General features: G+C 64.3%; 18 protein-coding genes. 7 read left to right on the top strand and 11 right to left on the bottom strand.

Going from position 1 to position 22,848, the window contains the following annotated elements; all coding sequences use genetic code 11:
• The first annotated feature begins 139 nt into the window (after nucleotides 1-139).
• The 3 genes from C84B14_RS04970 to C84B14_RS04980 are packed head-to-tail and all read left to right on the top strand — an operon-like array spanning nucleotide 140 to nucleotide 4,335.
• Nucleotides 140-1,981, top strand: a complete 1,842-nt coding sequence (locus C84B14_RS04970) for an assimilatory sulfite reductase (NADPH) flavoprotein subunit (RefSeq protein WP_353222310.1) — start codon at nucleotides 140-142, stop codon at nucleotides 1,979-1,981.
• A gap of 58 nt (nucleotides 1,982-2,039) precedes the next feature.
• The gene (cysI, locus tag C84B14_RS04975) at nucleotides 2,040-3,788 is read left to right on the top strand and encodes an assimilatory sulfite reductase (NADPH) hemoprotein subunit (protein ID WP_348767598.1); all 1,749 of its coding nucleotides are present in this window, start codon (nucleotides 2,040-2,042) and stop codon (nucleotides 3,786-3,788) included.
• Entirely contained in the window at nucleotides 3,757-4,335 is a 579-nt protein-coding gene (locus tag C84B14_RS04980; protein WP_353222313.1) for a DUF2059 domain-containing protein, read from the top strand. The genes cysI and C84B14_RS04980 overlap by 32 nt, the downstream gene beginning before the upstream one ends.
• Nucleotides 4,336-4,353: 18 nt before the next feature.
• Here the strand turns inward: C84B14_RS04980 and C84B14_RS04985 are convergent, their stop codons facing one another.
• Both C84B14_RS04985 and C84B14_RS04990 read right to left on the bottom strand, forming a co-directional pair.
• Entirely contained in the window at nucleotides 4,354-5,286 is a 933-nt protein-coding gene (locus C84B14_RS04985; RefSeq protein WP_353222315.1) for a dihydrodipicolinate synthase family protein, read from the bottom strand.
• A gap of 38 nt (nucleotides 5,287-5,324) precedes the next feature.
• On the bottom strand, nucleotides 5,325-5,999 hold the full coding sequence (locus tag C84B14_RS04990; RefSeq protein WP_348766147.1) for a TetR family transcriptional regulator: 675 nt from the start codon (nucleotides 5,997-5,999) through the stop codon (nucleotides 5,325-5,327).
• 168 nt (nucleotides 6,000-6,167) lie between these two features.
• Between C84B14_RS04990 and C84B14_RS04995 the strand changes: the two genes are divergently transcribed.
• The 4 genes from C84B14_RS04995 (at nucleotide 6,168) to C84B14_RS05010 (ending at nucleotide 12,384) form a co-directional block, all read left to right on the top strand.
• A complete protein-coding gene (locus tag C84B14_RS04995; protein WP_353222317.1) occupies nucleotides 6,168-7,229 on the top strand; it encodes a ferredoxin reductase in 1,062 nt (353 codons plus the stop codon).
• 67 nt (nucleotides 7,230-7,296) lie between these two features.
• Nucleotides 7,297-8,415, top strand: coding sequence for a fatty acid desaturase family protein (locus C84B14_RS05000; RefSeq protein ID WP_353222319.1), 1,119 nt, complete (start codon nucleotides 7,297-7,299; stop codon nucleotides 8,413-8,415).
• The gene (locus C84B14_RS05005) at nucleotides 8,399-8,713 is read left to right on the top strand and encodes a hypothetical protein (protein ID WP_353222321.1); all 315 of its coding nucleotides are present in this window, start codon (nucleotides 8,399-8,401) and stop codon (nucleotides 8,711-8,713) included. Before C84B14_RS05000 ends, C84B14_RS05005 begins: the two co-directional genes overlap by 17 nt.
• Nucleotides 8,714-8,910: 197 nt before the next feature.
• Nucleotides 8,911-12,384 (top strand): mechanosensitive ion channel domain-containing protein, encoded by a 3,474-nt coding sequence (locus tag C84B14_RS05010; RefSeq protein ID WP_353222323.1) that lies wholly within the window; start codon nucleotides 8,911-8,913, stop codon nucleotides 12,382-12,384.
• A gap of 35 nt (nucleotides 12,385-12,419) precedes the next feature.
• Here the strand turns inward: C84B14_RS05010 and C84B14_RS05015 are convergent, their stop codons facing one another.
• The 9 genes from C84B14_RS05015 to thiD form a co-directional block, all read right to left on the bottom strand.
• Nucleotides 12,420-13,967, bottom strand: coding sequence for an OpgD/OpgG family glucan biosynthesis protein (locus C84B14_RS05015; RefSeq protein ID WP_353222324.1), 1,548 nt, complete (start codon nucleotides 13,965-13,967; stop codon nucleotides 12,420-12,422).
• Between the two features lie 101 nt (nucleotides 13,968-14,068).
• Nucleotides 14,069-14,947 carry an RNA polymerase sigma factor RpoH gene (gene rpoH, locus C84B14_RS05020; RefSeq protein WP_348766153.1) on the bottom strand — a complete coding sequence of 293 codons (879 nt, stop codon included), beginning with the start codon at nucleotides 14,945-14,947 and terminating at the stop codon, nucleotides 14,069-14,071.
• A 117-nt stretch (nucleotides 14,948-15,064) separates the two neighbouring features.
• The gene (gene ftsX / locus C84B14_RS05025; protein ID WP_348766154.1) at nucleotides 15,065-16,060 is read right to left on the bottom strand and encodes a permease-like cell division protein FtsX; all 996 of its coding nucleotides are present in this window, start codon (nucleotides 16,058-16,060) and stop codon (nucleotides 15,065-15,067) included.
• Between the two features lie 4 nt (nucleotides 16,061-16,064).
• Nucleotides 16,065-16,730 (bottom strand): cell division ATP-binding protein FtsE, encoded by a 666-nt coding sequence (gene ftsE, locus C84B14_RS05030; protein ID WP_348766155.1) that lies wholly within the window; start codon nucleotides 16,728-16,730, stop codon nucleotides 16,065-16,067.
• A 19-nt stretch (nucleotides 16,731-16,749) separates the two neighbouring features.
• Nucleotides 16,750-17,718 (bottom strand): signal recognition particle-docking protein FtsY, encoded by a 969-nt coding sequence (gene ftsY, locus C84B14_RS05035; protein WP_348766156.1) that lies wholly within the window; start codon nucleotides 17,716-17,718, stop codon nucleotides 16,750-16,752.
• Nucleotides 17,719-17,793: 75 nt separating this feature from the next.
• Nucleotides 17,794-19,839, bottom strand: coding sequence for a VTT domain-containing protein (locus C84B14_RS05040; RefSeq protein ID WP_353222326.1), 2,046 nt, complete (start codon nucleotides 19,837-19,839; stop codon nucleotides 17,794-17,796).
• 162 nt (nucleotides 19,840-20,001) lie between these two features.
• Complete coding sequence (hemL, locus tag C84B14_RS05045; protein ID WP_353222328.1) at nucleotides 20,002-21,324, bottom strand: glutamate-1-semialdehyde 2,1-aminomutase; 1,323 nt, start codon at nucleotides 21,322-21,324, stop codon at nucleotides 20,002-20,004.
• A 42-nt stretch (nucleotides 21,325-21,366) separates the two neighbouring features.
• Nucleotides 21,367-21,984, bottom strand: coding sequence for a thiamine phosphate synthase (thiE, locus tag C84B14_RS05050; protein ID WP_348766159.1), 618 nt, complete (start codon nucleotides 21,982-21,984; stop codon nucleotides 21,367-21,369).
• Entirely contained in the window at nucleotides 21,981-22,760 is a 780-nt protein-coding gene (gene thiD, locus C84B14_RS05055; protein ID WP_353222330.1) for a bifunctional hydroxymethylpyrimidine kinase/phosphomethylpyrimidine kinase, read from the bottom strand. Before thiD ends, thiE begins: the two co-directional genes overlap by 4 nt.
• Nucleotides 22,761-22,848: the final 88 nt, after the last annotated feature.

The raw sequence follows: 22,848 nt of genomic DNA on the forward strand, positions 1-22,848 counted from the left end.
GAGCACGACTGCGGCAGGTATGCCTATGTTGAAAAGTTATAAGAAAATAAAAATTCAGACGTTTTAAGATAGATCGCAGCCGGCTACCCTGCGCGGCTCAGGCCGGCGGTCTGAAGAACCCACCTTTTGCGGATTGTTGATGAAGGTCACCCCCATTCAAGAACACACCAGCCCGCTCGATGCCCAGCAGGCCCAGCAACTGTCGGCGTTGATCGAGACGCTTACGCCGATGCAGGTGACCTGGATCAGCGGTTATCTGGCCGGCATTAACGCCACCGCCGTCGCCGGCGAGGTGGCAGCGCCGGCGCAGGCCGCCGCGCCCGCAGCCCAGGGCGATGCCAGCGAGCCGCTGACCATTCTCTATGGTTCGCAGACCGGTAACGCCGAAGACATCGCCGAGACCCTGCGCGAGCGCGCCGAGGCGGCGGGGCTGAATGCCACCGCCTACGACATGCTCGACTACAAGCCGAAGGATCTCAAGAAAGAGAAGAACGTCATCGTCTGTGTTTCGACCCATGGCGAAGGCGATCCGCCGGACAACGCCGAGGAGCTGCACGCCTTCATCTATAGCAAGAAGGCGCCGAAGCTCGACGGCCTGAAGTTTTCGGTGCTGGCCTTCGGTGATACCAGCTACGAGCACTTCTGCCAGACCGGCAAGGATTTCGATGCCCAGCTCGAGAAGCTGGGCGGTACGCGCCTGACCGATCGCGTGGATCTGGACGTGGATTTCGACGAGGCCGCCGAAGCCTGGATCGAAAGCACGATCGACAAGTACAAGCAGGAGCTGGGCGGCGGCGAGACGCCGCATCCCACGGTTACGGCCATGCCCGGCGCCATTGCGGCCCCGGATGCCGGCACGACGAGCTATTCGCGCAAGAACCCGTACTCGGCGGAAGTGCTCGAGAACGTCGTCCTCAACGGCCGTGGGTCAGACAAGGAAGTCCATCATATCGAGATGGACACCGAAGACTCCGGCCTCGTCTGGGAGCCGGGCGATTCGCTGGGCATCATTCCCGAGAACGACCCGGCCGTGGTGGAGGAACTGATCGCCGCGCTGAATCTGTCGCCGGAGGAAAAGGTCACCGGGATCGATGGCGAAGTCACGCTTCAGCACGCGCTTACGCATCAGTACGAAATCACCACGCTTACCCGCCCGCTGATCGAGAAGTATGCCGTCCAGGCCCAGAATGAATCGCTGGACGCACTGCTCGCCGAGGATCAGCGCGAAGCGCTGGCGGAGTACATGCACGGGCGATTCCTGATCGATCTGGTCGAGGACTACCCGATTGCGGCCATGACCGGCCAGGATTTCGTACGCCTGCTGCGCAAACTGCCGCCCCGGCTGTATTCGATCGCCTCCAGCCATGCCGCCAACCCCGATGAGATCCATCTCACCGTGGCGGCGGTGCGCTACGAAACCTTCGGACGGGCCCGCAGCGGCGTGGCGTCGATCCAGCTGGCCGATCGCAGCGAAGACGTGAAGCTGCCGATCTATATCGATCACAACAAGAACTTCAAGCTGCCGGACAACGACGATGCGCCGATCATCATGATCGGCCCGGGTACCGGCGTGGCACCGTTTCGCGCCTTTCTTGAAGAGCGTGAGGAGCGCGAGGCCGGCGGCGACAACTGGCTGTTCTTCGGCGCCCAGCATTTTCTGACCGACTTCTACTATCAGACCGACTGGCTGCGCTGGCGCAAGGAAGGCCTGCTTACGCGCATGGACGTGGCGTTTTCTCGCGACCAGGAAGAAAAGATCTACGTACAGGACAAGATCCGGGCCGCCGGCAAGGAGGTCTTCGAGTGGATCGAGCGCGGCGCGACCGTGTATGTCTGCGGCGATGCCAATGCCATGGCCCACGACGTGCATGAAGCGCTGCTCGAGCTGATCGGCGAGAACGCCGGTCTCGACGCCGACGGCGCCGCCGACTATCTCAAGAACCTGCAGAAAGAAAAACGCTACCAGCGCGACGTCTATTAAGCAGCGCCCGCGCGTTACGCGCTCTGCTTTACCGACACCACCGATTCCGAGTGCCATCATGAGCGATAAAGAACTGTCCGCCGTCGAACACATCAAGATCGCCAGCAACTACCTGCGGGGCACCATCGCGCAAGGGCTGGCCGATGAACTCACGGGTTCGATCGCCGAAGACGATACCCAGCTGACCAAGTTCCATGGCTTCTACCAGCAGGACGATCGCGACCTGCGCTCCGAGCGCAAGGCCTCCAAGCTGGAGCCGCATTACCAGTTCATGCTGCGTCTGCGTCTACCGGCGGGCGTGGTCACGGGTCAGCAGTGGCTCAAGATTGACGAACTGGCCCATCGCTACGCCAATGGCACGCTGCGCCTGACCACCCGTCAGACGTTTCAGTACCACGGCGTGCTCAAGAAGCACCTGCGGCCGTTGCTCCAGGGCGCCTACGAGGTAGGCGTGGATGCCCGCGGTGCCTGTGGCGACGTCAATCGCAACGTCATGGCCTCGGCCAACCCCGATCTGTCCGCGTTGCATCGCGAAGTGCACGACTGGTCGGTGAAGATTTCCGAACATCTGGCTTGGAAATCCCGTGCCTATGAAGAAATCTTCCTGCAGCAGCCGCCGCAGGGCGAGGACCACGAGCCGATCTACGGCACGACCTATCTGCCGCGCAAGTTCAAGATCGCCATTGCGATTCCGCCGGAAAACGATGTCGACGTCTTTGCCAACGATATCGGCCTGATCGCCATCGTCGATAACGACAAGCTGGTCGGCTTCAATATCGCCATCGGCGGCGGCATGGGCTCGACCCACGGAGACGAGGCGACCTATCCGCGCCTGGGTTCGGTGATCGGTTTCGCCACGCCGGAAGACACGCTCGAGGTGGTCGAGGAACTGGTCAAGATCCAGCGCGACCACGGCGATCGCGTCAACCGCAAGCATGCCCGGTTCAAGTACACCATCGACGACCACGGCCTGGGCTGGATCCACGAGCAGCTCGACGAACGCGCGGGCATCAAGCTCAAGCCGGCACGCGAGTACAAGTTCGAGCGCAACGGCGATCCGCTTGGCTGGGCCGAGGGCGATAACGGCAACTGGCACCTCACCCTGTTCATCGAAAATGGCCGTATCGCCGATTTCGACGACAACGGCACTGCCCACTACGGTCAGTATCAGGGCCCGCCCGGCTACAAGCTCATGACCGCGCTGCGCGAACTGGCCAAGATTCATACCGGCGAATTCCGGCTGACGGGCAATCACAACGTGATTGTTGCCAACGTCAAGCCCGAGGACAAGGCCGCGGTCGAGGAACTGGTGGCCCACTACGGCCTCGACGACGGCCAGAAATATTCGACGCTGCGTCATTCCGCGATGGCCTGTGTGGCGTTTCCGACCTGTGCGCTGGCGATGGCCGAGTCCGAACGCTATCTGCCCACACTGGTGACCAAGATCGAGAAGATCGTCACCGATGCCGGCATCAAGGATCAGCCGATCGTCATCCGCATGACCGGCTGCCCGAACGGCTGTGCGCGCCCCTTCCTTGGCGAGATCGGTTTCGTGGGCAAGGCACCGGGCAAATACAATCTGTATCTCGGCGCCGGTCATGATGGCGCGCGCCTGAACAAGCTCTACCGCGAGAACATCGACGAGCAGGAAATTCTGGCGGAGCTGACTCCGATCATCGAGCAGTACGCCGCCGAGCGCGAGGCCGGCGAACCGTTCGGGGATTTCGTCATTCGGGCCGGTATTATTGCCGAAACCACCGAAGGACGATTCTTCCATGAAAACGTCGGCTCCCCTGAAGCTGCCTAGCACCCATCGTCCGCGCGGCGTGGGCCGATGGCTGGCGCCCGCGCTGTTCCTGCTGCTGTGTGCGCCGCCCGTGCTGGCCCAGAGCGGAACCCCGGCGGCGGGCCATGCGCCCTCCTCGGGCAGCGCGGCCGCGCAACAGGACAAGGACGACGTCATCCGTGAGCTGATCGCGCTCACCGATGCCGAGCAGCTGGAGGCGATCTTCTCGCGCCAGTTCATCGATCGCGTGGCCAACGCCGTGGCGTTGTTTCGCCCGGATATGGACCCGGCCACCATGCGCGTGATCCGCCAGGAAGCCACGGCGGTCATCCGCGAGCGTATCGAGTCCGGCGATGCGCTGTATTCCGTGCTCTACCCGGTGTACGAAAAGCACTTCAATATCTTCGAGCTCAACCAGCTGGTTGAGTTCTATCAGTCGCCCGTGGGCCAGAAACTGGTACGGGTATCGCCCGAGCTGCTCACGGAATCACTCGCGCTCGGCCGCGAATGGGGCCTGTCGCTGGTGCCGGAGATCATGGAACGCGTGCAGTCGCGTCTGTCCGAGTAGCCCTCGGCTCGAACCTGTTCAGAGCAACTGACTGGCTGCAAGTGCGCGCCGTACTGTTTCACGTTCGTCGGTCGACAGCGGCTGTAGTGGCGCCGGCATGACCGGCGCCGCGCGCTCGATCAGGGCGATGGCCTCATGGGCCACCCGATAGCTTGCATAGGCGCGACATGCATCCCAAAACGGTTGCAGCCGGGCATGGCAGGAACGGGCGGTCGCGTAATCGGCCTGTTGGATCGCCTGCATGATTCGACAGAACGCACCGGGGAATACGCCTGCCATGACCGAATACCAGCTGCGGGCACCGGCGACCAGCGGCTCCAGGGCCAGTTCGTCGCCGCTGTAACCGATTTGCAGGTGCTCGCCGAACCGCTTTTGCAGGGCCAGATGACCCGCCTGTGCATCATGCGACGGTGCCGGCTGTTTCAGCGCGGTGATAGACGGGTGTTCGGCCAGCCGTGCGAGCAAGGTCGTGGTGAAGTCGAACCCGGTCGTACTAGGATTGTTATAGATACAGATCGGGCGATCGACGGCATCGGCGACCGCCAGGAAAAGGTGCTCGACCTCCACCCCGCGCAACGGGATATAGGAAACCGGCGCCAGTAGAAGACCGTCTGCGCCGAGCGCGCATGCCTGTTGCGCGTGATGGTGAACGTCGGCCTGGGTCAGGGCGCCGATACCGGCGATGATGGGCAGGCGCCCACCCACATGCGCTACGGCCGTTTCGATGACGTGCTGGCGCTGCCCGGCATTCAGATAGGCGTAGGATCCGGTGCTGCCCAATACGCCAATCGCATCGACACCGGACTGGACGAGTGGCTCGATAATCGCCGCGAGTGCCTCGGTATCCACCCGGCCCGCACGATCCAGCGGCGTGATGGGAAAAGCGATCAGACCTTCGAAAACACCTGCGGTGCGATCGGTATGCCTGCCATTGCGATTCCGCGTGTCCATGCGCGGGCCTCGTTGCATAGGCTCATTGATGCGGGCGTTCAGCCAGGCTGGCTTTCCCAGCGACCGACACCCATGAAGATCAACCGCAGCTGCTTCTCTGCTCGCAGCATCAGGGCATCGTCTTCCGCATTGTCCGGGTCGACGTCGAGAATGCGCTCGGAGAGGGTGATGACCGTATTGACCACGAGGTCCGAGATCACGCGCAGGTCGTCTTGCGAAATATGCGAAAACTCGTCGAAGCGGGCCAGATCGGACGCCAGGGCATGGGTGAGCAGCACGATTTCGTTGTGAATGGCCTCGCGCATGGCCACCGTGCCCGCGAATCGCTCCTTGACCACGAACTGGAACAGCAGCCGATTGTCGCGCACGTAGTGGGCGAACAGTTCCACCGAATAGCGTACCAGCCCTTTCAGCGGCATGGAGGCGAGCGACGCATCCCCGAGAATCTGGCGCAGCGAACGGAAGGTGTCCTCGATCAGGGTCAGACCGAGCGCGTCAAGATCCTCGAAATGCCGATAGAAAGCGGTAGGAACCACGCCGGCTTGGCGTGCGATACGACGCAGGGAAATGGCCGAGAAGTTCGCTTCACTGGAGACGAGCTCGAGGGCTGCGTGCATGAGCGCTTCCCGCGCTTCGCCGCGACGCGGTGCGCCGCGCGCACGTGAATAGGGCACTTTCTCGTCGCGGCTCATGACGGGCGAGGGTCGGGGCATGGATGCATTACGCGCATGGGGAGCGACCTTAGCCGCTTGTGGGCCGCTTGAAAACAGCAGCCAGCGGCGCGTTTGAACAGAATCGCAGAACGGGTTGTGAACAAGTGTTGACTTGGGGTGGCGACCGACCTAAAGTGTACACCTGTTCACATTCATGAGGAAGCGTCGATGAACCCGGTCGTGAAGAAGGTCCTCGGTAGCTCGGTGGTCGGTGCATTGACCAGCCCGCTGTCCGTGGATGACTATCTGGCCCTCATCGACGAGCGGCTGTCGCTCTCCGAGCCCCGGGGTCGGGTGATCCATGCCGTGCGCCAGACGCCGGATAGCGTGACCCTGTACATCGAGCCGAACGACAACTGGCAAGGCCATCGGCCGGGTCAGCACGTGCTGCTCGGCGTGGATCTCGACGGCGTGCGCCACAGCCGCTGTTTTTCCGTGGTCAGCGCGCCGGATCAGAAAACGCTGGAAATTACGGTCAAGCGTAACGGCGACGGTCGGGTGAGCAACTATCTGGTCGACAACGCCGCGCGCGGTCAGCTGGTCTATTTAAGCCCGGCCGAGGGCGACTTCTATCCCGAGCCGGGCACGGCCCAGCCGGCCCTGCTGCTCAGCGCCGGTAGCGGCATTACCCCGGTGATGAGCGTGCTGCGCCACTGGATCGCGAATGACCGGCTGCGCGATGTGGTCTTCGTTCACTACGCCCGTACGCGCACGGACATGATCTATGCGGCTGAACTCGAAGCGCTCGCACAGCGCCAGCACGGGCTGCGGGTCGAAACGGTATTCACCGCCGACGGGGGCGACCGGATTAACGCAGCGTCGCTGCGGCGGCTGGTTCCCGATCTGGCTACGCGCGAAACCTGGCTGTGCGGCCCGGCGGGCTTCATGGACGTAGCCGACCCGCTGGTGGCAGCCGCCAGCGAATGGCCGCTGCATCGCGAACAGTTTGCGGCGACCCGTCGCGAAGCCGCCCACGGCGAAGGTTCGGTGCGTTTTCTCAAGAGCGACATCGCCGCCTCGGGCGAAAGCGGTTCGCTGCTGGAAGTGGCCGAGGGCGCGGGCTTGAATCCGAACTATGGCTGTCGCATGGGCATCTGTCATGCCTGCAAGTGCCGCGTGGCCGAAGGCAGCGTGCGCGATCTGCGCACCAACCGGATTCGCGACGTACGCGACAGCGACATACAGCTTTGTATCCACGCCGCCGCGGGCGACGTGGCGGTCGAACTCTAGATCACGCGTTCGGCCGCGGTTTTTAACTAATTCTCACGATCGACGCCACGGCGTCATGGAGTATCACATGGGTAAGCCCACACACCTGAGCAAGGCCGATATCGAAGCCTTCGGCCGCGAAATCGATGCGGTTCGTGACGAGGTCATGAATGATCTCGGTGAGCGCGATGCCCGCTATATCCGCAATATTCTCAAGACCCAGCGCTATAGCGAAGTCGCCGGTCGGGCGCTGCTGATGGCGGGTTTCCTGCCGCCCGCATGGCTCGGCGGCGTCGGACTGCTGTCGCTGTCCAAGATTCTCGAAAACATGGAGATCGGGCATAACGTGATGCACGGTCAGTGGGACTGGATGAACGATCCGTCCATCGACTCGGCGACCTACGATTGGGACAACACCTGCCCGGCCCATCAGTGGAAGCATTCGCACAACTACATGCACCACACCTTCACCAACATCGTCGATCTGGATCGCGATGTCGGCTACGGCATTCTGCGCATGAGCGAGGACCAGGCCTGGCGGCCCCAGCATCTCGCCCAGCCGTTGACCGCGGCCACGCTGGCCACCTTCTTCCAGTGGGGCGTTGCGCTGCACGATCTGGAAGTCGAGCGCCTGGGCAAGGACAAGACCTTCAAGGAAGCCGCCGTTCAGGCGCGCGAGATCTGGGCCAAGGCCCGCAAGCAGGTGCTCAAGGACTATCTGCTGTTCCCCGCGCTGGCCGGGCCGATGTTCGCGCCGGTGCTGGCAGGCAATGTTACCGCCAACCTGAACCGCAACCTGTGGTCGTTTCTGATCATCTTCTGCGGCCATTTCACCGACGAGGTGGAAATGTTCGACGTGGAAGAAACGCGCGACGAAACCCGCGGCCAGTGGTATCTGCGCCAGCTACTCGGTTCGTCCAACCTGACCGGCAGCGTGCCGTTTCATATCCTGTCGGGCCATCTGAGCTATCAGATCGAACATCATCTGTTCCCTGACATGCCGTCGCACCGCTATCGCGAGGTCGCGCCCAAGATTCAGGAAATCTGCGAGCGCTATGGCCTGAACTACAACACCGGACCGCTCACCAAGCAGTTCGGCGGCGTGGTCAAGCGCATTCTGCGCATGTCGTTGCCGCATCGTCGTAAACGCAATACGCTGGAGCCAACGACATCCACGGATGCGCCGGTTTATGCTGAAGCTGCTTGAAACACTCAAGGACTCGGCCGAGTCGAGCTTCGACTCGGCCGCTTTGCGCGTGGAAAACGTGCATCGCCTGATCGGCGGTTACGTCGGCGCGAGGGCGCGGCGTTTGCGTGGCCAGACAAAGTCCGAAGCGACACCGGCGAAAAGCCCTGACGACGTCAGCATCTACGATGTGATTCGCGGCGTGAACCGGGAAATCGGAGAGTTCGGCACCGATATGTTCGAGATCATCGACGATGCCCGTGCCCGTCGCGAGGCAGAAAAGCAGGCGTCCTCGAAGTCGTCGGACCGCGACGACTGATCGTCAAGCAGAGGCCCAGGCGTGCGGCTTCGGCGTAGATTGCGCGGCGTTGGCGGCGACTGTCTCGCGGCGCGCCGTTTGAACACGTCGGCGGGCCACGCCGAAAAGCGCAACCAAAGGGTGAGCGCTTTTCGGTTCGCGGTGCTGCATGCGAACGCGTAAAATCGCCCGCCAGTGATAGCCGAGCGGGAACCCCAATGGCGATAACGGTGTTTAAGCGTCGATACGGGGCCATGCGGCTGTCCGGGCTCGTGCTGTGCGCGTTGTTGTGGTGCATGGCAGCGTCTGCCGTCGCCCAGGTTGCCGACGCCCAGCAAAGCATCGACAAGCGAATCGACGATCTGCGCAGCCGCGTCGATACCGTGCCCTCGCAAACCAATATGGATGCCGCGCTGCGCGAGCAGGTGGTGGATACCTACCGCGAGGCGATCTCGTCGCTGGAAACCGCGCGCAACGCGCGAGAAGAAACGCGACGTATGCGTACCCAGGCCGAACAGGCCCCGGCACGTATTCGCGAGTTGACGGACGAACTCCAGCAGATCCAGACGCCGCCGGCGAGCGAAACGCTCAGCGACCTGTCGGCCAGCGCGCTGTCCAGCCGGGTCGATGCGACCAGTTCACGCCTGGCCGATAACCAGGCGCGACTGACCGATCTGCGTGACCAGCTCAATCGCATTGCGCAGCGCCCGGATGCCGCGCGCGAAGCACTCGCTGACGCACGAGAGGCGCTGCGGTCGCTGGACGGCGAAAGCAGCCCCATCGAGCGCGACCAACCCAGTCTGCTGGTGGAGGCCAAGAGCGCGGCACTGGCCGCGCGTCGCGAAGCGCTGACCGCCGAAATCGAGCGCCTTCAGCAGGAGATCAGCAGCCAGGATGAGCGCCAGCGCGAACTCGAAGCGCGACGCGCGCTCACCGAAGCGCGTCAGGCCTACGACACCGAATTGCTGGCCTCGCTTCAGCTGGCGCTCGGCCAGCGCCAGAATCAAAGCGCCATCGAGCTGCGCTCGGCCAGCGAAGACAAGCTCAGCGAGCTGCGTACCGCCGCCGAGCCGGTCAGCAACGCCGCGCAGCGCAACGTCGAGCTTGCCGACCAACTGACTCAGCTGACCACGCAAACGGAGTCGCTGACCAACGAACAGGTGCGGCAGCACACCCGGGTCGACGATATCCAGCGGCGGCTGAGCCTGGTTCAGCGCCAGCTGGAGATAGGCGGATCCTCGGTGGCGTTGGGCGACGTCCTGCGTGCCCAGCGCCGTGAAGTCGCGCGCCCCGGGCTGCTCTCGGCGACCAGTCGTAGCACGACGGATACGACCCAGCCGCAGATCGCCTCGGCCGAACTGCAGCGCTTTCAGCTGCAGCAGCAGCGCGCGGATCTGGAAGATATCGACCGGCGTGTGGCCCAGCTCATAGCCGAAAACCCCGATCTCAGCGAAGGCGAGCAGGAATCGCTGGCCGCGCTGCTACGCCATCGGCGCGAGATTCTTGATCTGCTGATCAGTGCCGAAGGTCGTTTCATCGAGATCGGACGGGATCTGCGACGGCTGTCGTCGGAATACAACCAGACCGTCGACTCATTCAACCGATTGCTCAACGAGCGTCTGTTCTGGCTACCGTCGTTCGGCACCCTGGGCCTCGACTGGTTCGGCCGCGCGATCAACGACCTGCCCTGGGCATTCAAATGGTCGTCCTGGGCAGGGGTGCTGCAACGGCTGGTCGACGGTGTCCGGGCGCGGCCGTTCGTTACCGCGATCGGCGCGACGCTGATCGTTGCCCTGTTGCTGCTGCGCAGGCCGCTGCGCAGCCGTCTGCGGCGCCTGGCCGAGCCGGTCGGCAAGGTCCAGCACGATACCTTCTGGGTCACGCTGCGCGCGGCGCTTGCCACCGTCTTGCTGTTCATACCGCCAGTGGCGACGCTCCTGCTGGCCGGTTATCTGGTGCGCACATCCGCCAACGGTGACGTGTTTACCACCGCGGTGGCGGAAGTGTTCATTCGGGTCGCGATTCTGGTGCTCTTTCTCGAGCCCTTTGCCCAGGTTTGTCGCAAGTACGGTCTGGCCGAGAGCCATTTCCAGTGGCCGGAAGAGGCCCGGCACGGCCTGTATCGGATGTTGCGCTGGCTGTTGGCGATGCTGCTCATTCCCACGATGCTGATCAGCTTTACCGAAGCCTTCGACGACGACAGCAAGCGTGAAACGATCGGCCGCGGTGCGTTCATGGCAAGTTCGCTGATGATCGCGGCCTTCTCGTGGCGCCTGTTGCATCCCACCCGCGGTGAACTCGCCGGGGTGATCAATCCGGAAGAGGGCTCGTCCTGGCGACTCGGCTATCTCTGGTTGCCGATCGCGGTGGGGCTGCCGCTGCTGTTGTTCGGGCTGGCGGGCATGGGCTACTACTACACCGCGTTACAGCTACAAAGTCGCTTCTTCTATTCGGCAGGTCTGCTGGGCGGCGGCTTCGTGCTGTATGCGCTGATCGTACGCTGGCTGACGGTCGCCGAGCGCCGCCTGGCACTCACGCGGGCGCTACGCCGGCGTGAAGAAGCACGGGAGGCTAGGGCCACCCGCGATGCCGCCGCCGCGGCCGGTGAGAGCACTCCGGAGAACCTCGATACGCTGGAAATCGATCTCGTCCAGATCAGCGAGCAGACCCGTGGCCTGATCAAGGTGGTGATCGCACTACTGGCCATGGCCGCGCTATGGCTGATCTGGTCGGATACGCTGCCGGCCCTCCAGCTGCTGGATAACGTCACCCTGTGGCAGTACGCCAACGAGGTCGATGGGCGGACCCAGCTCACCCAGGTCACCCTCGGCGCGCTGCTGCTTGCGCTTGCGCTGGGCGTGGTCACGGCGCTGGCGGGGCGCAACCTGCCGGGTTTTCTGGAAATCACGGTCCTGCGGCGCTTTTCCATGGACGCGGGCAGTCGCTATGCCATGGCCACGCTTTTCCAGTATGCGATCGTAATCATCGGCATGCTCGGCGCGGTTGCGCTGATCGGCTTTCGCTGGTCGTCGATTCAGTGGCTGGTGGCGGCTGTCGGCGTGGGCCTGGGTTTCGGCTTGCAGGAAATCTTCGCCAACTTCGTCTCCGGTATCGTCATTCTGTTCGAACGCCCGGTGCGGGTGGGCGACACCGTGACCGTCGGCACGCTCACGGGCACGGTGTCGCGTATCCGTATTCGTGCCACCACGGTGACCGACTGGGACAACAAGGAAGTGGTGATCCCCAACAAGACGTTCATCACCGAAACCGTGATCAACTGGACGCTCACCGACGACATCACGCGCCTGATCCTGCGCGTGCATCTGGCTCTGGACACCGACACAGAGCTCGCCGAGAGGCTGATCATGGACGTCATCAAGGACGAGCCGGTGGCACTCGAGAATCCTGCGCCCACGGTGTTTTTCGTGGGTTACGACGACAGCGCGCTCATCTACGAAGCGCGTATCTTCTACCACGATCTGTACAACCTGCTGCCGCTGCAGCATGCCATCTACAAAGGCATGCACGCCGCGTTTCGGGCCAACGACGTGGTGGTTTCGTTTCCGCAGCAGGATCTGCACCTGCGCTCGGTCGACGATTCCTTTGCCAAGGTGTTCAAGGGGCCGCCGCAGGCCCAGGCGTCATCGTCGGAGGCGTACCAGAACGACCCGACGCCCCGCGGTAGTCGCTGAGCCGTCTCAGAGGGCGGGGCCGGGGCAGACGCGCGTCAGCCGGTGGCGTCTTCGGAATGAAGCTGGCGAGGCAGCGCCTCCGGATAGTAGGCATACAACCAGGTTTCGGCGATCTGGCGATCGCCGTAGCGTAGCGTTGCCTGAAGATCGACCGGGGTATTGTCGGGTGGCAGGGCGCCTTTCCAGTCGAAGAATACCCGCCAGCGGCCGGTTTGCTCGACATGCTGGACATAGGGATTCTCGATCCGCCCGTGGCTGGCATGCACGCTCGGCTGCGGCGGGTCGTCGTCGCTAAGCTCGTCGAGTGTGTCGCCCGCGAAATCGATGACGAACTTGCGCGCCAGCACCGACTGGTCTTCATAGGTGCCCGGGGCGCCGGCCCGGCCCGTGCGTGTGGCCATGACCCGGGCCAGGGCCGGCGGATCGGGCTGATCGGCGCCCCAGTACAGGCGGTAGTCGAAATGCCACGCGTGGCCCGCTGCGGCCTTGCCCGCCGGTACCCAGAAAACGTTGATGTTGTCGTAGACCTCTTCGTCCGTGGGCAGTTCGAGCAGGCCGACATGACCACGGCCCCAGTCGTGCAGCGGCTCGACCCAGAGGCTGGGGCGGTTTTCGAAGGCGACGTCCGGATCCTGATAGTGATCGAACACGCGATCGCGCTGGAGCAGGCCAAAGCCTTTCGGACTGTTGTCCTGAAAAGCGCTGTACTGGCTGCGCGGAGGATTCACCAGGGCACGCCAGAGTCGCTGGTTGTCGCCGGTGGTCATAGCAAGCCCGTCGCTGTCGTGTATTTCCGGGCGCCAGTCGACGCCGCGGCGGGCGTTGGTTTCGGAAAACCAGAACATGCTGGTCAAAGGGGCAATGCCCAGGCGCTGGACATCGCGACGCTGGAACAGCCGGGTCTCGATATCAAGGATCACGTCGTTCGGCCGGCTCAGCACGATGCGATACGCGCCCGTGACGTGCTCGCCTTCGAGCAGCGCACAGATCGTAATGGTCATCGCGTTCGGCTCCGGTTTTATCAGCCAGTACTGGCTGAAGTCGGGAAACGCCTCGTCATTGCCGTAGCCGGTATCGACCGCCACGCCTCGGGCCGACAGGCCATACTGATCAAGGCCGCCCGGGCTGCGAAAGTAGCTGGCGCCCTTGAACGCCAGCCATTCGCCGGCTGGATCGCCGCGGCCGAGCATGCGAAAGCCCGAGAACCCGAGATCGGCCGGCAGGCGTTCGGCCAGCGCCGGGTCGTCGTAGCGAAACAGATCGCTGTCGTAGGCAATACGTCGGCTGCGGCCGGACTCGACCACATGGATCGCCACCGGCGTGCGGGCGTTCTGGTCCAGATGGAAAAATTCGACCGTAACCGGCGTCGCGGCATCGGCCCAGAGTGCGACCTCCTTGCGGGTATGAATACCCATGAAGGCTTCATAGCCGATCTCGTCCAGCAGCTGCCCATAGCGCTCTTCGGGCGCGTGATACGGCTGCTGCGACAGGGCGCGTGCATGCGCAACCAGGGCCTCGAAATCGAAGGCTTCGCCGTCAGCGGGCAGCGCCGCCACGGGGTCGGCCCCGGCCCAGGCTGGCAAAAAAGAAACGCCTGCGAGTGCCGTTGCCGACACAAGCAGGCGTCTTCTGCTGCGATCAATTGTCATGCGTGCGGGCCCGGCACGAAGGCCGTATCGGGCAACTAGGCCGCAGTGACCATCGCGCCCCGTAGCTTCTTGATTGCCGCCACCTCGAGCTGGCGGATACGCTCGGCCGAGACCTGGTACTTGTCGCCAAGCTCCTGCAGGCCGATCTTGCCGTCTTCCCGCAGCCAGCGGCTTTCGAGAATGTCCCGGCTACGATCGTCGAGCTGGGTCATGGCGCGCGACAGATTTGCGTGCTGGTAGGTCTGCCAGTCGCCGTTCTCGATATCCGAAGCCGGGTCGTAGCCGTCGTCGGCGGCCAGATAGTCCTCGGGCGCGTAGCTGTCTTCATCGTTGGCCGACGGCAGCGCGTTGTAGGACGTATCACCGCCCGACAGGCGACGCTCCATCTGCAGCACGGTCTCCGGCTTGACGCCGAGATCGCCGGCCACGGCCTGGACTTCCTTGTCGTTCATCCAGCCCAGGCGCTTCTTGGAGCTGCGCAGGTTGAAGAACAGCTTGCGCTGGGCCTTGGTCGTGGCGACCTTGACGATACGCCAGTTGCGCAGGATGAACTCGTGGATTTCGGCACGAATCCAGTGCACGGCGAAGGAAATCAGGCGTACGCCGACGTCCGGGTCGAAGCGCTTGACTGCCTTCATCAGGCCGATGTTGCCTTCCTGGACCAGATCGGCCAGCGGCAGGCCGTAGCCCGAGTAGCCGCGGGCAACGTGTACCACGAAACGCAGGTTGGACAGAATCAGCTTCTGGGCCGCCTGGATATCGCCGTCGTCACGCAGCTTGCGCGCGAGCTGCTGCTCGTCGTCGACCTCCAGCACCGGAATACTCGAAACGGCCTGCAGGTAGGAATCGATACTGCCCGACGAAAGCGTCGGCAGGTTCATCTTTGCGGGGGAAAGAGAGATATCGTTAGCCATGTGCAAAGCCTCCTTGGGACTTTTGCGTATTACAGCCAGTCTAGCAAAAATTGGCGGCTGTTGATGCTGCAATCATAGGAATGACGTTAAGACCTCGGCGCAAACGTTAGGTTCCCTCTATCGCGGCTCAATTGCCGCCAGACGGCGGTTCACGGTGAGCACACAGCCCAGCCAGCCGAGGGCCACGCCGATGCCGAGCAGCATCAGCACGCCATCGAAGCCCAGTCCGTGCACCGCCATGGCGCCGTCGTAGGAGCGGGTGAGTGCGCCCAGCGGCTGGGCCAGGGCAAGAAAACAGATGCCCAGCAGCACCAGTGCCAGCACGGCGCCGATCAGCCCGTACCAGAAGCCGCTGTAGAGAAACGGCCGCCGAATGAAGGCATCCGAGGCGCCAAGCAGTTTCATGACCTCGATCTCCTCGCGCCGGTTTTCGATATCCAGCCGAATGGTGTTGCCAACGATGAACAGCACTGCCGCCGACAGCAGCAGGCCGATCACCCAGGCCGATCGCTCGATCACGGACAGAATGGCATACAGGCGCTCGAGCCACGCCTGATCGAGTTCCGCGCGGGCCACGCCGGGTTCGTCCTCAAGCGATACCAGCAGTGCGCCGATCTCGGCGCGCGACATATCCGAACGCGGATTGATGGTGATCACGGCCGGTAGCGGGTTGTCCTCGAGCGCATCCAGGGCCGCGCCGAAGCCGGACGACTCTCGAAATTGCTCCAGGCCCGCCTGGGCGGATATATAGGTACTGGCATCGACATCGTCGCGCGCGCCCAGTCGCTCGGCCAGGGCCTGCCCGTCGCTGATCGACAGATCGTCCTGCAGATACAGCGATGCCTGTACCGCGCGATGCCAGCTCTGGGAGAGCGTGTCGAGGTTGCTCATCAGCACGTACAGCCCGGCCGGCAGGGCCAGGGCAATACCGATGACGGTGGCCGTGAGCAGGCTTGCCAGCCAGCGCCGGTAAAGCCGGCCGAGGCTTTCGATCAGACAGCGCGCATGCGAACTCATCCATCCCTGTGCCGGTGCGGCCAGGGTGCTGGGCAGGCTGCGCCGGCGGTTGCTCTGGGCCGCGCTGCGGGTCGGTTGGTCGCTGCTGCGTGCCATGGGGCTAGCCGTCCTCCAGGTGACCGTGATCCAGGCGAATCCGGCGATGGCCCATGCGTTCGACCAGGTCGATGGCATGGGTGGCGATCATGATGCTGGTGCCGGCCTCGTTCAGGCGCATGAACAGGCGCATGATGTCGGCCGACAGAGCGGGGTCCAGATTGCCGGTCGGCTCGTCGGCGAGCAGCAGATAGGGCCGGTCGACCACGGCGCGGGCGATGCCCACCCGTTGCTGTTCGCCGCCGGAAAGCGTGATCGGGAACTTGCGCTCGTGCGAGAGCAGGCCGACCGTGTCGAGCGCGGCTCGCACCCGCCGTGCGATATCGGCACGGCCCAGGCCGCGAATGACCAGCGGCAGCGCCACGTTGTCGAATACGGTGCGATCGAACAACAGATTGTAGTTCTGAAAGATCAGGCCCAGACGCTGACGATAGCGCGGGATCTGACGACGCTTGACCGCCGCCAGGTTGGTACCGTTGATCACCACCTGGCCACGCGTCGGACGCTCGATCAGGCCGATGAGTTTCATCAGCGTCGATTTGCCGGCCCCGGAATGGCCGGTCAGAAACGCCATCTCGCCGCGCTCCAGATGCAGCGATATGCCATCGAGCGCGATCTTGCCGCCGGGATAGCGTTTGACGACGTTTTTGAAGGCGACGATATCGGTCATGGGCGAAACACGGGCAGCGCTACTTGCTGCGATCGAACAGGGCGTCCATGAAGTGCTCGGATTCGAACACCCCCAGATCCTCGACTTTCTCGCCGATGCCGATGAAACGCAACGGCAGCCCCAGACGCTTGGCGATCGCGAACACGATGCCGCCCGAGGCGGTGCCGTCGAGTTTGGTGATGGTAATGCCGGTCAGGCCGACCGCTTCATGGAAGGCGACCGCCTGCTGCAACGCATTGCCGCCGGTGGTGGCATCCACCACCAGCATGACCTCGTGCGGGGCGAATTCGTCCTGTTTGCCCAGCACACGCTTGATCTTCTTGAGCTCGTCCATGAGGTGGCCCTGCGTATGCAGGCGTCCGGCCGTATCCGCGATCAATACGTCGATACCGCGCGCCTTGGCGCGCGCGAACGCGTCGAACACCACCGAAGCCGAGTCCGCGCCGCTGCCCTGGGCGACCACCGGCACATGGTTGCGCTCGCCCCAGCCCTGCAACTGTTCGACCGCCGCCGCGCGAAAGGTATCGCCGGCGGCGAGCATCACCGACTGGCCGGCGTCCTGGAATTTCTTGGCCAGCTTGCCGATGGTGGTGGTCTTGCCCACGCCGTTGACGCCCACCATGAGGATCACGAACGGGCGCGTGTGCTCGGGAATGGTCAGCGGCTCTTCGCAGGGGGTGAGAATCGCGCCCAGGTGTTCGCGCAGCGCCTTGCCCAGATCCTTGCCGGTACGCAGGCGCCCGCCGTCGAACATCACCTGCAGGCGGTGCATGACCTGACCGGTGGCCTCGACGCCGACATCGGCCAGCAGCAGCTGGGTTTCGAGTTCGTCGAGCGCGTCCTGGTCGACGGTTTCGCCGGGCAGCAGATTGCGCAGGTCGTAGGTCAGCCACGAGTCGCCCTTGTTGAGGCTGGCTCGCATACGGGTGAAAAAGCCCGGTTGCTTGAGTTTGGAGGACTTGCGCGCCTTGGGATCGACGTTGGCCATGGAGAATGCGCTGCTTGGGCTGTGAAACGTGGACGAAACGCTGCACGCAATCGCTGCGAACAACGACGGCGCAGGTTACGGATCGGGCGTTACTTTAGCATCGCCCGCGGCTCGGGGCGTGTCGATGAGTACGATCGTGTCTTCATCGGTTTTGACGACCCGTGACTCTACGCCGGCCGCGTCGAGATCGGCGACCAGGGCGGCCTGGGCCGCGGCATAGCGATGCTGGTCGGCCGCGGTGGCGAGTAGGTGAAAGCGCTGGGTGACACGCTGGATATCGGTCATACCCACCCACAGGGGCCGCCGGTCGGAGTCCCGCTCGCGCCCGGTCGGCCAGAGCCGCAGAACCCGGCGGCTGTGCTGCGTATCGGGCGCGTCGTGTACCAGCGTCAGCGTCGGCTGTCGCCCCTCGTGGATACGCGGTAGCACCGCCAACTGCCGGATATCGCTATCGCTGACCAGCCAGTGCAACGGCTGGCTCATGCCCAGTGCGGGCGCGGGCTGCCAGCCGGCCTTGCCGAGCAGGCGGCGAAGTTCCGGCGCATGCGCGGCCACTTGCACATTCAGGGGCGCGCTGTCGCGTCCGGCAATATCCTTGATACGGGCCTCAAGCTGGTGATACCCGTCGATATCCCAGCGCGCCACCAGATCGGGGGTGCGTTGGGCTTCGGCCTTGGCCCAGGCGCGATAGGTGGTATCCGGCAGAATGCCGGCGACCACCGCGATCATGCCAAAGCCGGCGAGCACGGTAAGTACCGGCGCACCGCCGACGCGTGCCGGGCGCTGGCGGCGATAGCTGAGCACCAGCATGTTCAGCCAGACGAAGGCGATCGCCAGTCCGATGAGCAGATCGCTGGCCCAGTCCAGGCCCAGATAGAGGCGTGCCAGGGCCAGCAGCACCACGCCGGCCACGGTCAGCGAGTGATAGTAGGGCCGTGCGGTCAACGGCTGGCCGGCCGCAATCATGAGCCCGGCCATGCCGTAGACGGTGGCACAGAGGATGAGATCCTGACCGCCGCCGGCCAGAAACAGCGGGTCGGTTGCATCGCCGTGGAAATAATCGCTGGGGGCCGGAATGGCCAGCCACCAGCGCAGCCCCAGCGTGACCAGCGCCGAAAAGCCCAGTGCCACGACCCAGTGGGTGGCCGCACGGCCGTTGCCCATCACCGCGAGCACCGCCGCCAGTACCATCGCGAAAGGCACATAGATCAGTGGCGAACCCATCTGCGCGATGGCAAAGGCGATCTGGTCGGATATCGGTGTCTGCAGGCTCTGAACGATGTAGAAAGCCAGCGCATCGAAGCGGCCGGGGTAGACCGGGCGTTGCCAGCCCCACATCAGCAGATAGGCCAGGGCGGTCGCCAAAAGCAACACGCCGGCGCCGATTGCCAGGGCCGGGATCTCGGGCTGGCGCGGGTCGGCCAGGGCGTTGCCCAGGCGCCCGCGTCGTCGATGGCGCCGGCTCCAGGCAAGCAGCCGGCCGGCGTAGCGATGCAGGGCCACACGACCGGCGACCAGCACGAAGCGTACGCCGACGGTGGTGATCCACACGATGGCGACCACCGCAACCAGCAGGATCGCCAGGCGCGTGGCGACCTGGGCAGCCAGATCCAGCGATGCGCCGAACACCACGCCCGGCAGGATATAGCAGGGCGCCCAGATCGCGGTCGCGATCAGGTCCATGATTACGAAGCGGGTCGTCGACAGCCCTGCCGCGCCTGCCACGGTGGGCACCACCGGACGCAGCGCGCCGATCAGTCGCCCCATGATGATGGCTTTGCCGCCATGATCGGCCAGAAAACGTTCGCCGCGTGCCACCAACGTCGGGGCACGCGCGAAGCCGGGCAGGGACGATATCCGCCCGCGATAGCGTCGGCCGAGGGCGAAACTGGTGCCGTCGCCCACCAGCGTGCCGATGATGGCCACCGCGAAGGTGGCGCCCAGCGGCAACAGATTGGCGCCGATCAGGGCGCCGAAGGCGAACATGAACAGCGCGCCGGGCACCAGCAGGCCAAACAGAAACAGCGACTCGCCGAGAGCAACTGCAAAAACCAGTGCAAGTGCGGCCAGCGGATGGGCCTGCACCCAGGCAAGCAGGGCGGCAAACAACTCGTGCCCCATGCGTCAGCCCCGGCCAGCCGAGCGCAAAAAACCGTCCCTTATAGTTCGCGACCGGCCAATCGGCGGCCGGTCGCCGGCTCGCCTGTGCCTGGGCTGTGCCGGTTTATAGACGGCCGTTAACCAGGCAGCGCCCATGCGCGACATTTCAGGATGCCGGCCCGTTCAATCGCGCGCGAGCGCGGCGAACGCTGCATCGGCCGCATCCAGGGTACGCGCGATCGCAACGTTGTCATGGGCATGCGAGATGAAGGCCGCCTCGAACGCCGACGGGGCCAGATATACGCCGTGATCGAGCATTTCGTGGAAGAAACGCGAGAAGGCGTCGGTATTGCAGGCGGCCACGTCGTCGAAGCGGCTGACCTGCTTGGCGTCGGTGAAGAACATGCCGAACATGGCCCCGACGCGTTGGGTCATGAACGGGATGCCGTGCTTGGCCGCACGTTCGTCGAGGCCGGCGAGCAGCGTGTCCAGCTGCGGCTCGATGGCATTGTGGACGGCGCCGTCCTTGAGTCGCGACAGCGTGGCGATACCGGCGGCCATGCCGAGCGGATGGCCGCTCAGCGTGCCGGCCTGATAGACCGGACCGGTCGGTGCCAGGGTTTCCATGACCTTGGTCGGGCCGCCGACCGCGCCCACGGGCATGCCGCCGCCCACGATCTTGCCCAGCGCGGTCACGTCCGGGGTGACGCCGAAATGTGCCTGGGCACAGCCGGGATGCACGCGAAAGCCGGTCATGACCTCGTCGAAGATCAGCAGCGCGCCGTAGCGATCGCACAGTTCGCGCAGGCCTTCGAGAAAGCCTTCGGCCGGCGGCACGCAGTTCATGTTGCCGGCGACCGGCTCGACCATCACGCAGGCGATATCGTCGCCGTGCGCATCGAATGCCTGTACGACCGAATCCAGATCGTTATAGGTCGCCGACAGGGTGTCTTCGACCACCGCCTGGGGCACGCCCGGCGAGCCGGGAATGCCGAGCGTGAGTGCGCCGGAACCGGCATCCACCAGCAGGGCATCGACGTGGCCGTGGTAGTTGCCCTTGAATTTGAGGATCTTCTTGCGGCCGGTATAGCCGCGCGCCAGGCGCAGGGCGGTCATGGCGGCTTCGGTGCCGGAGTTGACCATGCGTACCGACTCGATCGAGTCGACCATGGAACACACCAGTTCCGCGAGTTCGGTTTCCAGACCGGTGGGCGCGCCGAAGGACAGCCCCTTGGCCGCCTGCTTTTGTACCGCGTCGACCACGTCGGGATGGGCATGGCCGAGAATCATGGGCCCGAACGAGCCTACATAGTCGACGTACTCATTGCCGTCGACGTCGTAGATATAGGCGCCTCTGGCGCGCTCGATGAAGGCGGGGGTGCCGCCGACGCCGGCAAAGGCGCGCACCGGCGAATTCACGCCCCCGGGCGTTACCCGCGAGGCGCGTTCGAACAGTTGGGCTGAACGCGGACCGGGGCGCTGCCACTGTGTCTCGGATGCGCTCATCGAAAATACTCCTGCGAAGATTGAACCATGCGAGCTGACCGGTTAGCCGGCCCGCTGAAAAAGAGCCGCCAGGGCCTGCGCCGCCGCGCCGCTGTCGGGGGCATGAAACAGCGCGCCGGACACGGCGATCAGGTCGGCGCCGGCGGCAATGATATCGGCTGCGTTCTCCTGGTCTATACCGCCGATCGCCACGACCGGTACGCCGAGCGTGCGCGCCTGTGCAAGCACGGCCGGGTCGGCCCGCGGCGCATCGGGTTTGGTGGCCGAATCGAAGAAGCGACCGAAACTGACATAGCTGGCCCCCTCGGCGATGCCCGCACGAGCCCGTTCGATCGCGCCGGAACAGCTGACGCCGATGATCGCATCGTCGCCGAGGGCGGCGCGCGCGCTCGCCAGGCTGCCGTCGCTCTGGCCCAGGTGTACGCCGTCGGCGGCGACGGCCTGGGCCAGACGCCAGTCGTCGTTGACGATCAGGCCTGCGTCATAGGCCCGTGTCAGCGCACGTAGCTCGCCGAGCAGCCTGGCATCGGGCGCGCCGGCGCGCTTGTCGCGGTATTGCAGCCAGACGGCCCCGCCGGCGAGCACCGCCTCCACGCGTTCGAGCGCGTTGTCGGCGAGCGTGGTGCGGTCGTAAATGGCATACAGCCCGCGCACGCTCACGGAGTTCCAGTCACGATACGCGCGGGAATACGCTGGCCGCCGCCGGCGGCAAAGGCTCGTTCCAGGGTTTCCCAGGTGTACTGCTGGGCATGCTGCAAGGCTTCATCGGGGCTGTGGCCGAGCGCGATTCGGGCGGCTACGGCACTGGCCAGGGTACAGCCGGAGCCGTGAAATACGCCGTCGATGCGTGGCCACTGATAGCGTTGCATCGCGCGACCGCGCGCGTAGCGGCGGTTGACGACTTCAACGCCGCCTTCGTCGCCGCCGGTAATCAGCACGTTGGGGGTGCGTTCGCTCAGAGCTTCGCCGCAGCGATCCAGATCGGTTTCACCAGCGCACAGCGCGCGCGCCTCGCGGGCGTTGGGCGTGATCGCGCAGGCGCGCTCGAACAGTATGTCCTGTAGCGCCTGGCCCACCGTGTCGTCGGCGAGGGTGCCGCCGCCGGCGGCGACCAGTACGGGGTCGATCACCAGCGGCGTATCGCCCAGCCGATCCATCAGTCTGGCGACGATCGCAACATGTTCGGCACTCGCGATAACGCCGAGCTTGACGGCGTCGATGTGCATATCCGCAACGACCGCATCCAGGCACTGCGCAAAGAAGTCGGAGGCGACCGGCTGTACGCCATACACATTGTGTGTGTCCTGGCAGGTGAGCAGGGAAATCACCGTGGCTGCGTGTACCCCGTGTGCGGCTGCCGCCTCGATGTCGGCCTGAATGCCCGCGCCGCCGCTCGGATCGTGCCCCGCAATGACCAGAATATTGGGTCGTTTCATGCAAGCGAGTCTAACATTCGTGGCGAACCGCTTTGTGTTATGCACAACGGAAAATGCGGTCGTGCATTGGCCTGCAAAAATTTTTTTG

It is taken from the genome of Salinisphaera sp. C84B14, from assembly GCF_040361435.1.
Classification (GTDB): Bacteria; Pseudomonadota; Gammaproteobacteria; order Nevskiales; family Salinisphaeraceae; genus Salinisphaera.

Bases quoted from the DNA above. Each gene is read 5' to 3' on its own strand.
- C84B14_RS04970 (WP_353222310.1), top strand. From the start codon at position 140: ATGAAGGTCACCCCCATTCAAGAACACACCAGCCCGCTCGATGCCCAG.
- cysI (WP_348767598.1), top strand. From the start codon at position 2,040: ATGAGCGATAAAGAACTGTCCGCCGTCGAACACATCAAGATCGCCAGC.
- C84B14_RS04980 (WP_353222313.1), top strand. From the start codon at position 3,757: ATGAAAACGTCGGCTCCCCTGAAGCTGCCTAGCACCCATCGTCCGCGC.
- C84B14_RS04985 (WP_353222315.1), bottom strand. From the start codon at position 5,286: ATGGACACGCGGAATCGCAATGGCAGGCATACCGATCGCACCGCAGGT.
- C84B14_RS04990 (WP_348766147.1), bottom strand. From the start codon at position 5,999: ATGCCCCGACCCTCGCCCGTCATGAGCCGCGACGAGAAAGTGCCCTAT.
- C84B14_RS04995 (WP_353222317.1), top strand. From the start codon at position 6,168: ATGAACCCGGTCGTGAAGAAGGTCCTCGGTAGCTCGGTGGTCGGTGCA.
- C84B14_RS05000 (WP_353222319.1), top strand. From the start codon at position 7,297: ATGGGTAAGCCCACACACCTGAGCAAGGCCGATATCGAAGCCTTCGGC.
- C84B14_RS05005 (WP_353222321.1), top strand. From the start codon at position 8,399: ATGCTGAAGCTGCTTGAAACACTCAAGGACTCGGCCGAGTCGAGCTTC.
- C84B14_RS05010 (WP_353222323.1), top strand. From the start codon at position 8,911: ATGGCGATAACGGTGTTTAAGCGTCGATACGGGGCCATGCGGCTGTCC.
- rpoH (WP_348766153.1), bottom strand. From the start codon at position 14,947: ATGGCTAACGATATCTCTCTTTCCCCCGCAAAGATGAACCTGCCGACG.
- ftsX (WP_348766154.1), bottom strand. From the start codon at position 16,060: ATGGCACGCAGCAGCGACCAACCGACCCGCAGCGCGGCCCAGAGCAAC.
- ftsE (WP_348766155.1), bottom strand. From the start codon at position 16,730: ATGACCGATATCGTCGCCTTCAAAAACGTCGTCAAACGCTATCCCGGC.
- ftsY (WP_348766156.1), bottom strand. From the start codon at position 17,718: ATGGCCAACGTCGATCCCAAGGCGCGCAAGTCCTCCAAACTCAAGCAA.
- C84B14_RS05040 (WP_353222326.1), bottom strand. From the start codon at position 19,839: ATGGGGCACGAGTTGTTTGCCGCCCTGCTTGCCTGGGTGCAGGCCCAT.
- hemL (WP_353222328.1), bottom strand. From the start codon at position 21,324: ATGAGCGCATCCGAGACACAGTGGCAGCGCCCCGGTCCGCGTTCAGCC.
- thiD (WP_353222330.1), bottom strand. From the start codon at position 22,760: ATGAAACGACCCAATATTCTGGTCATTGCGGGGCACGATCCGAGCGGC.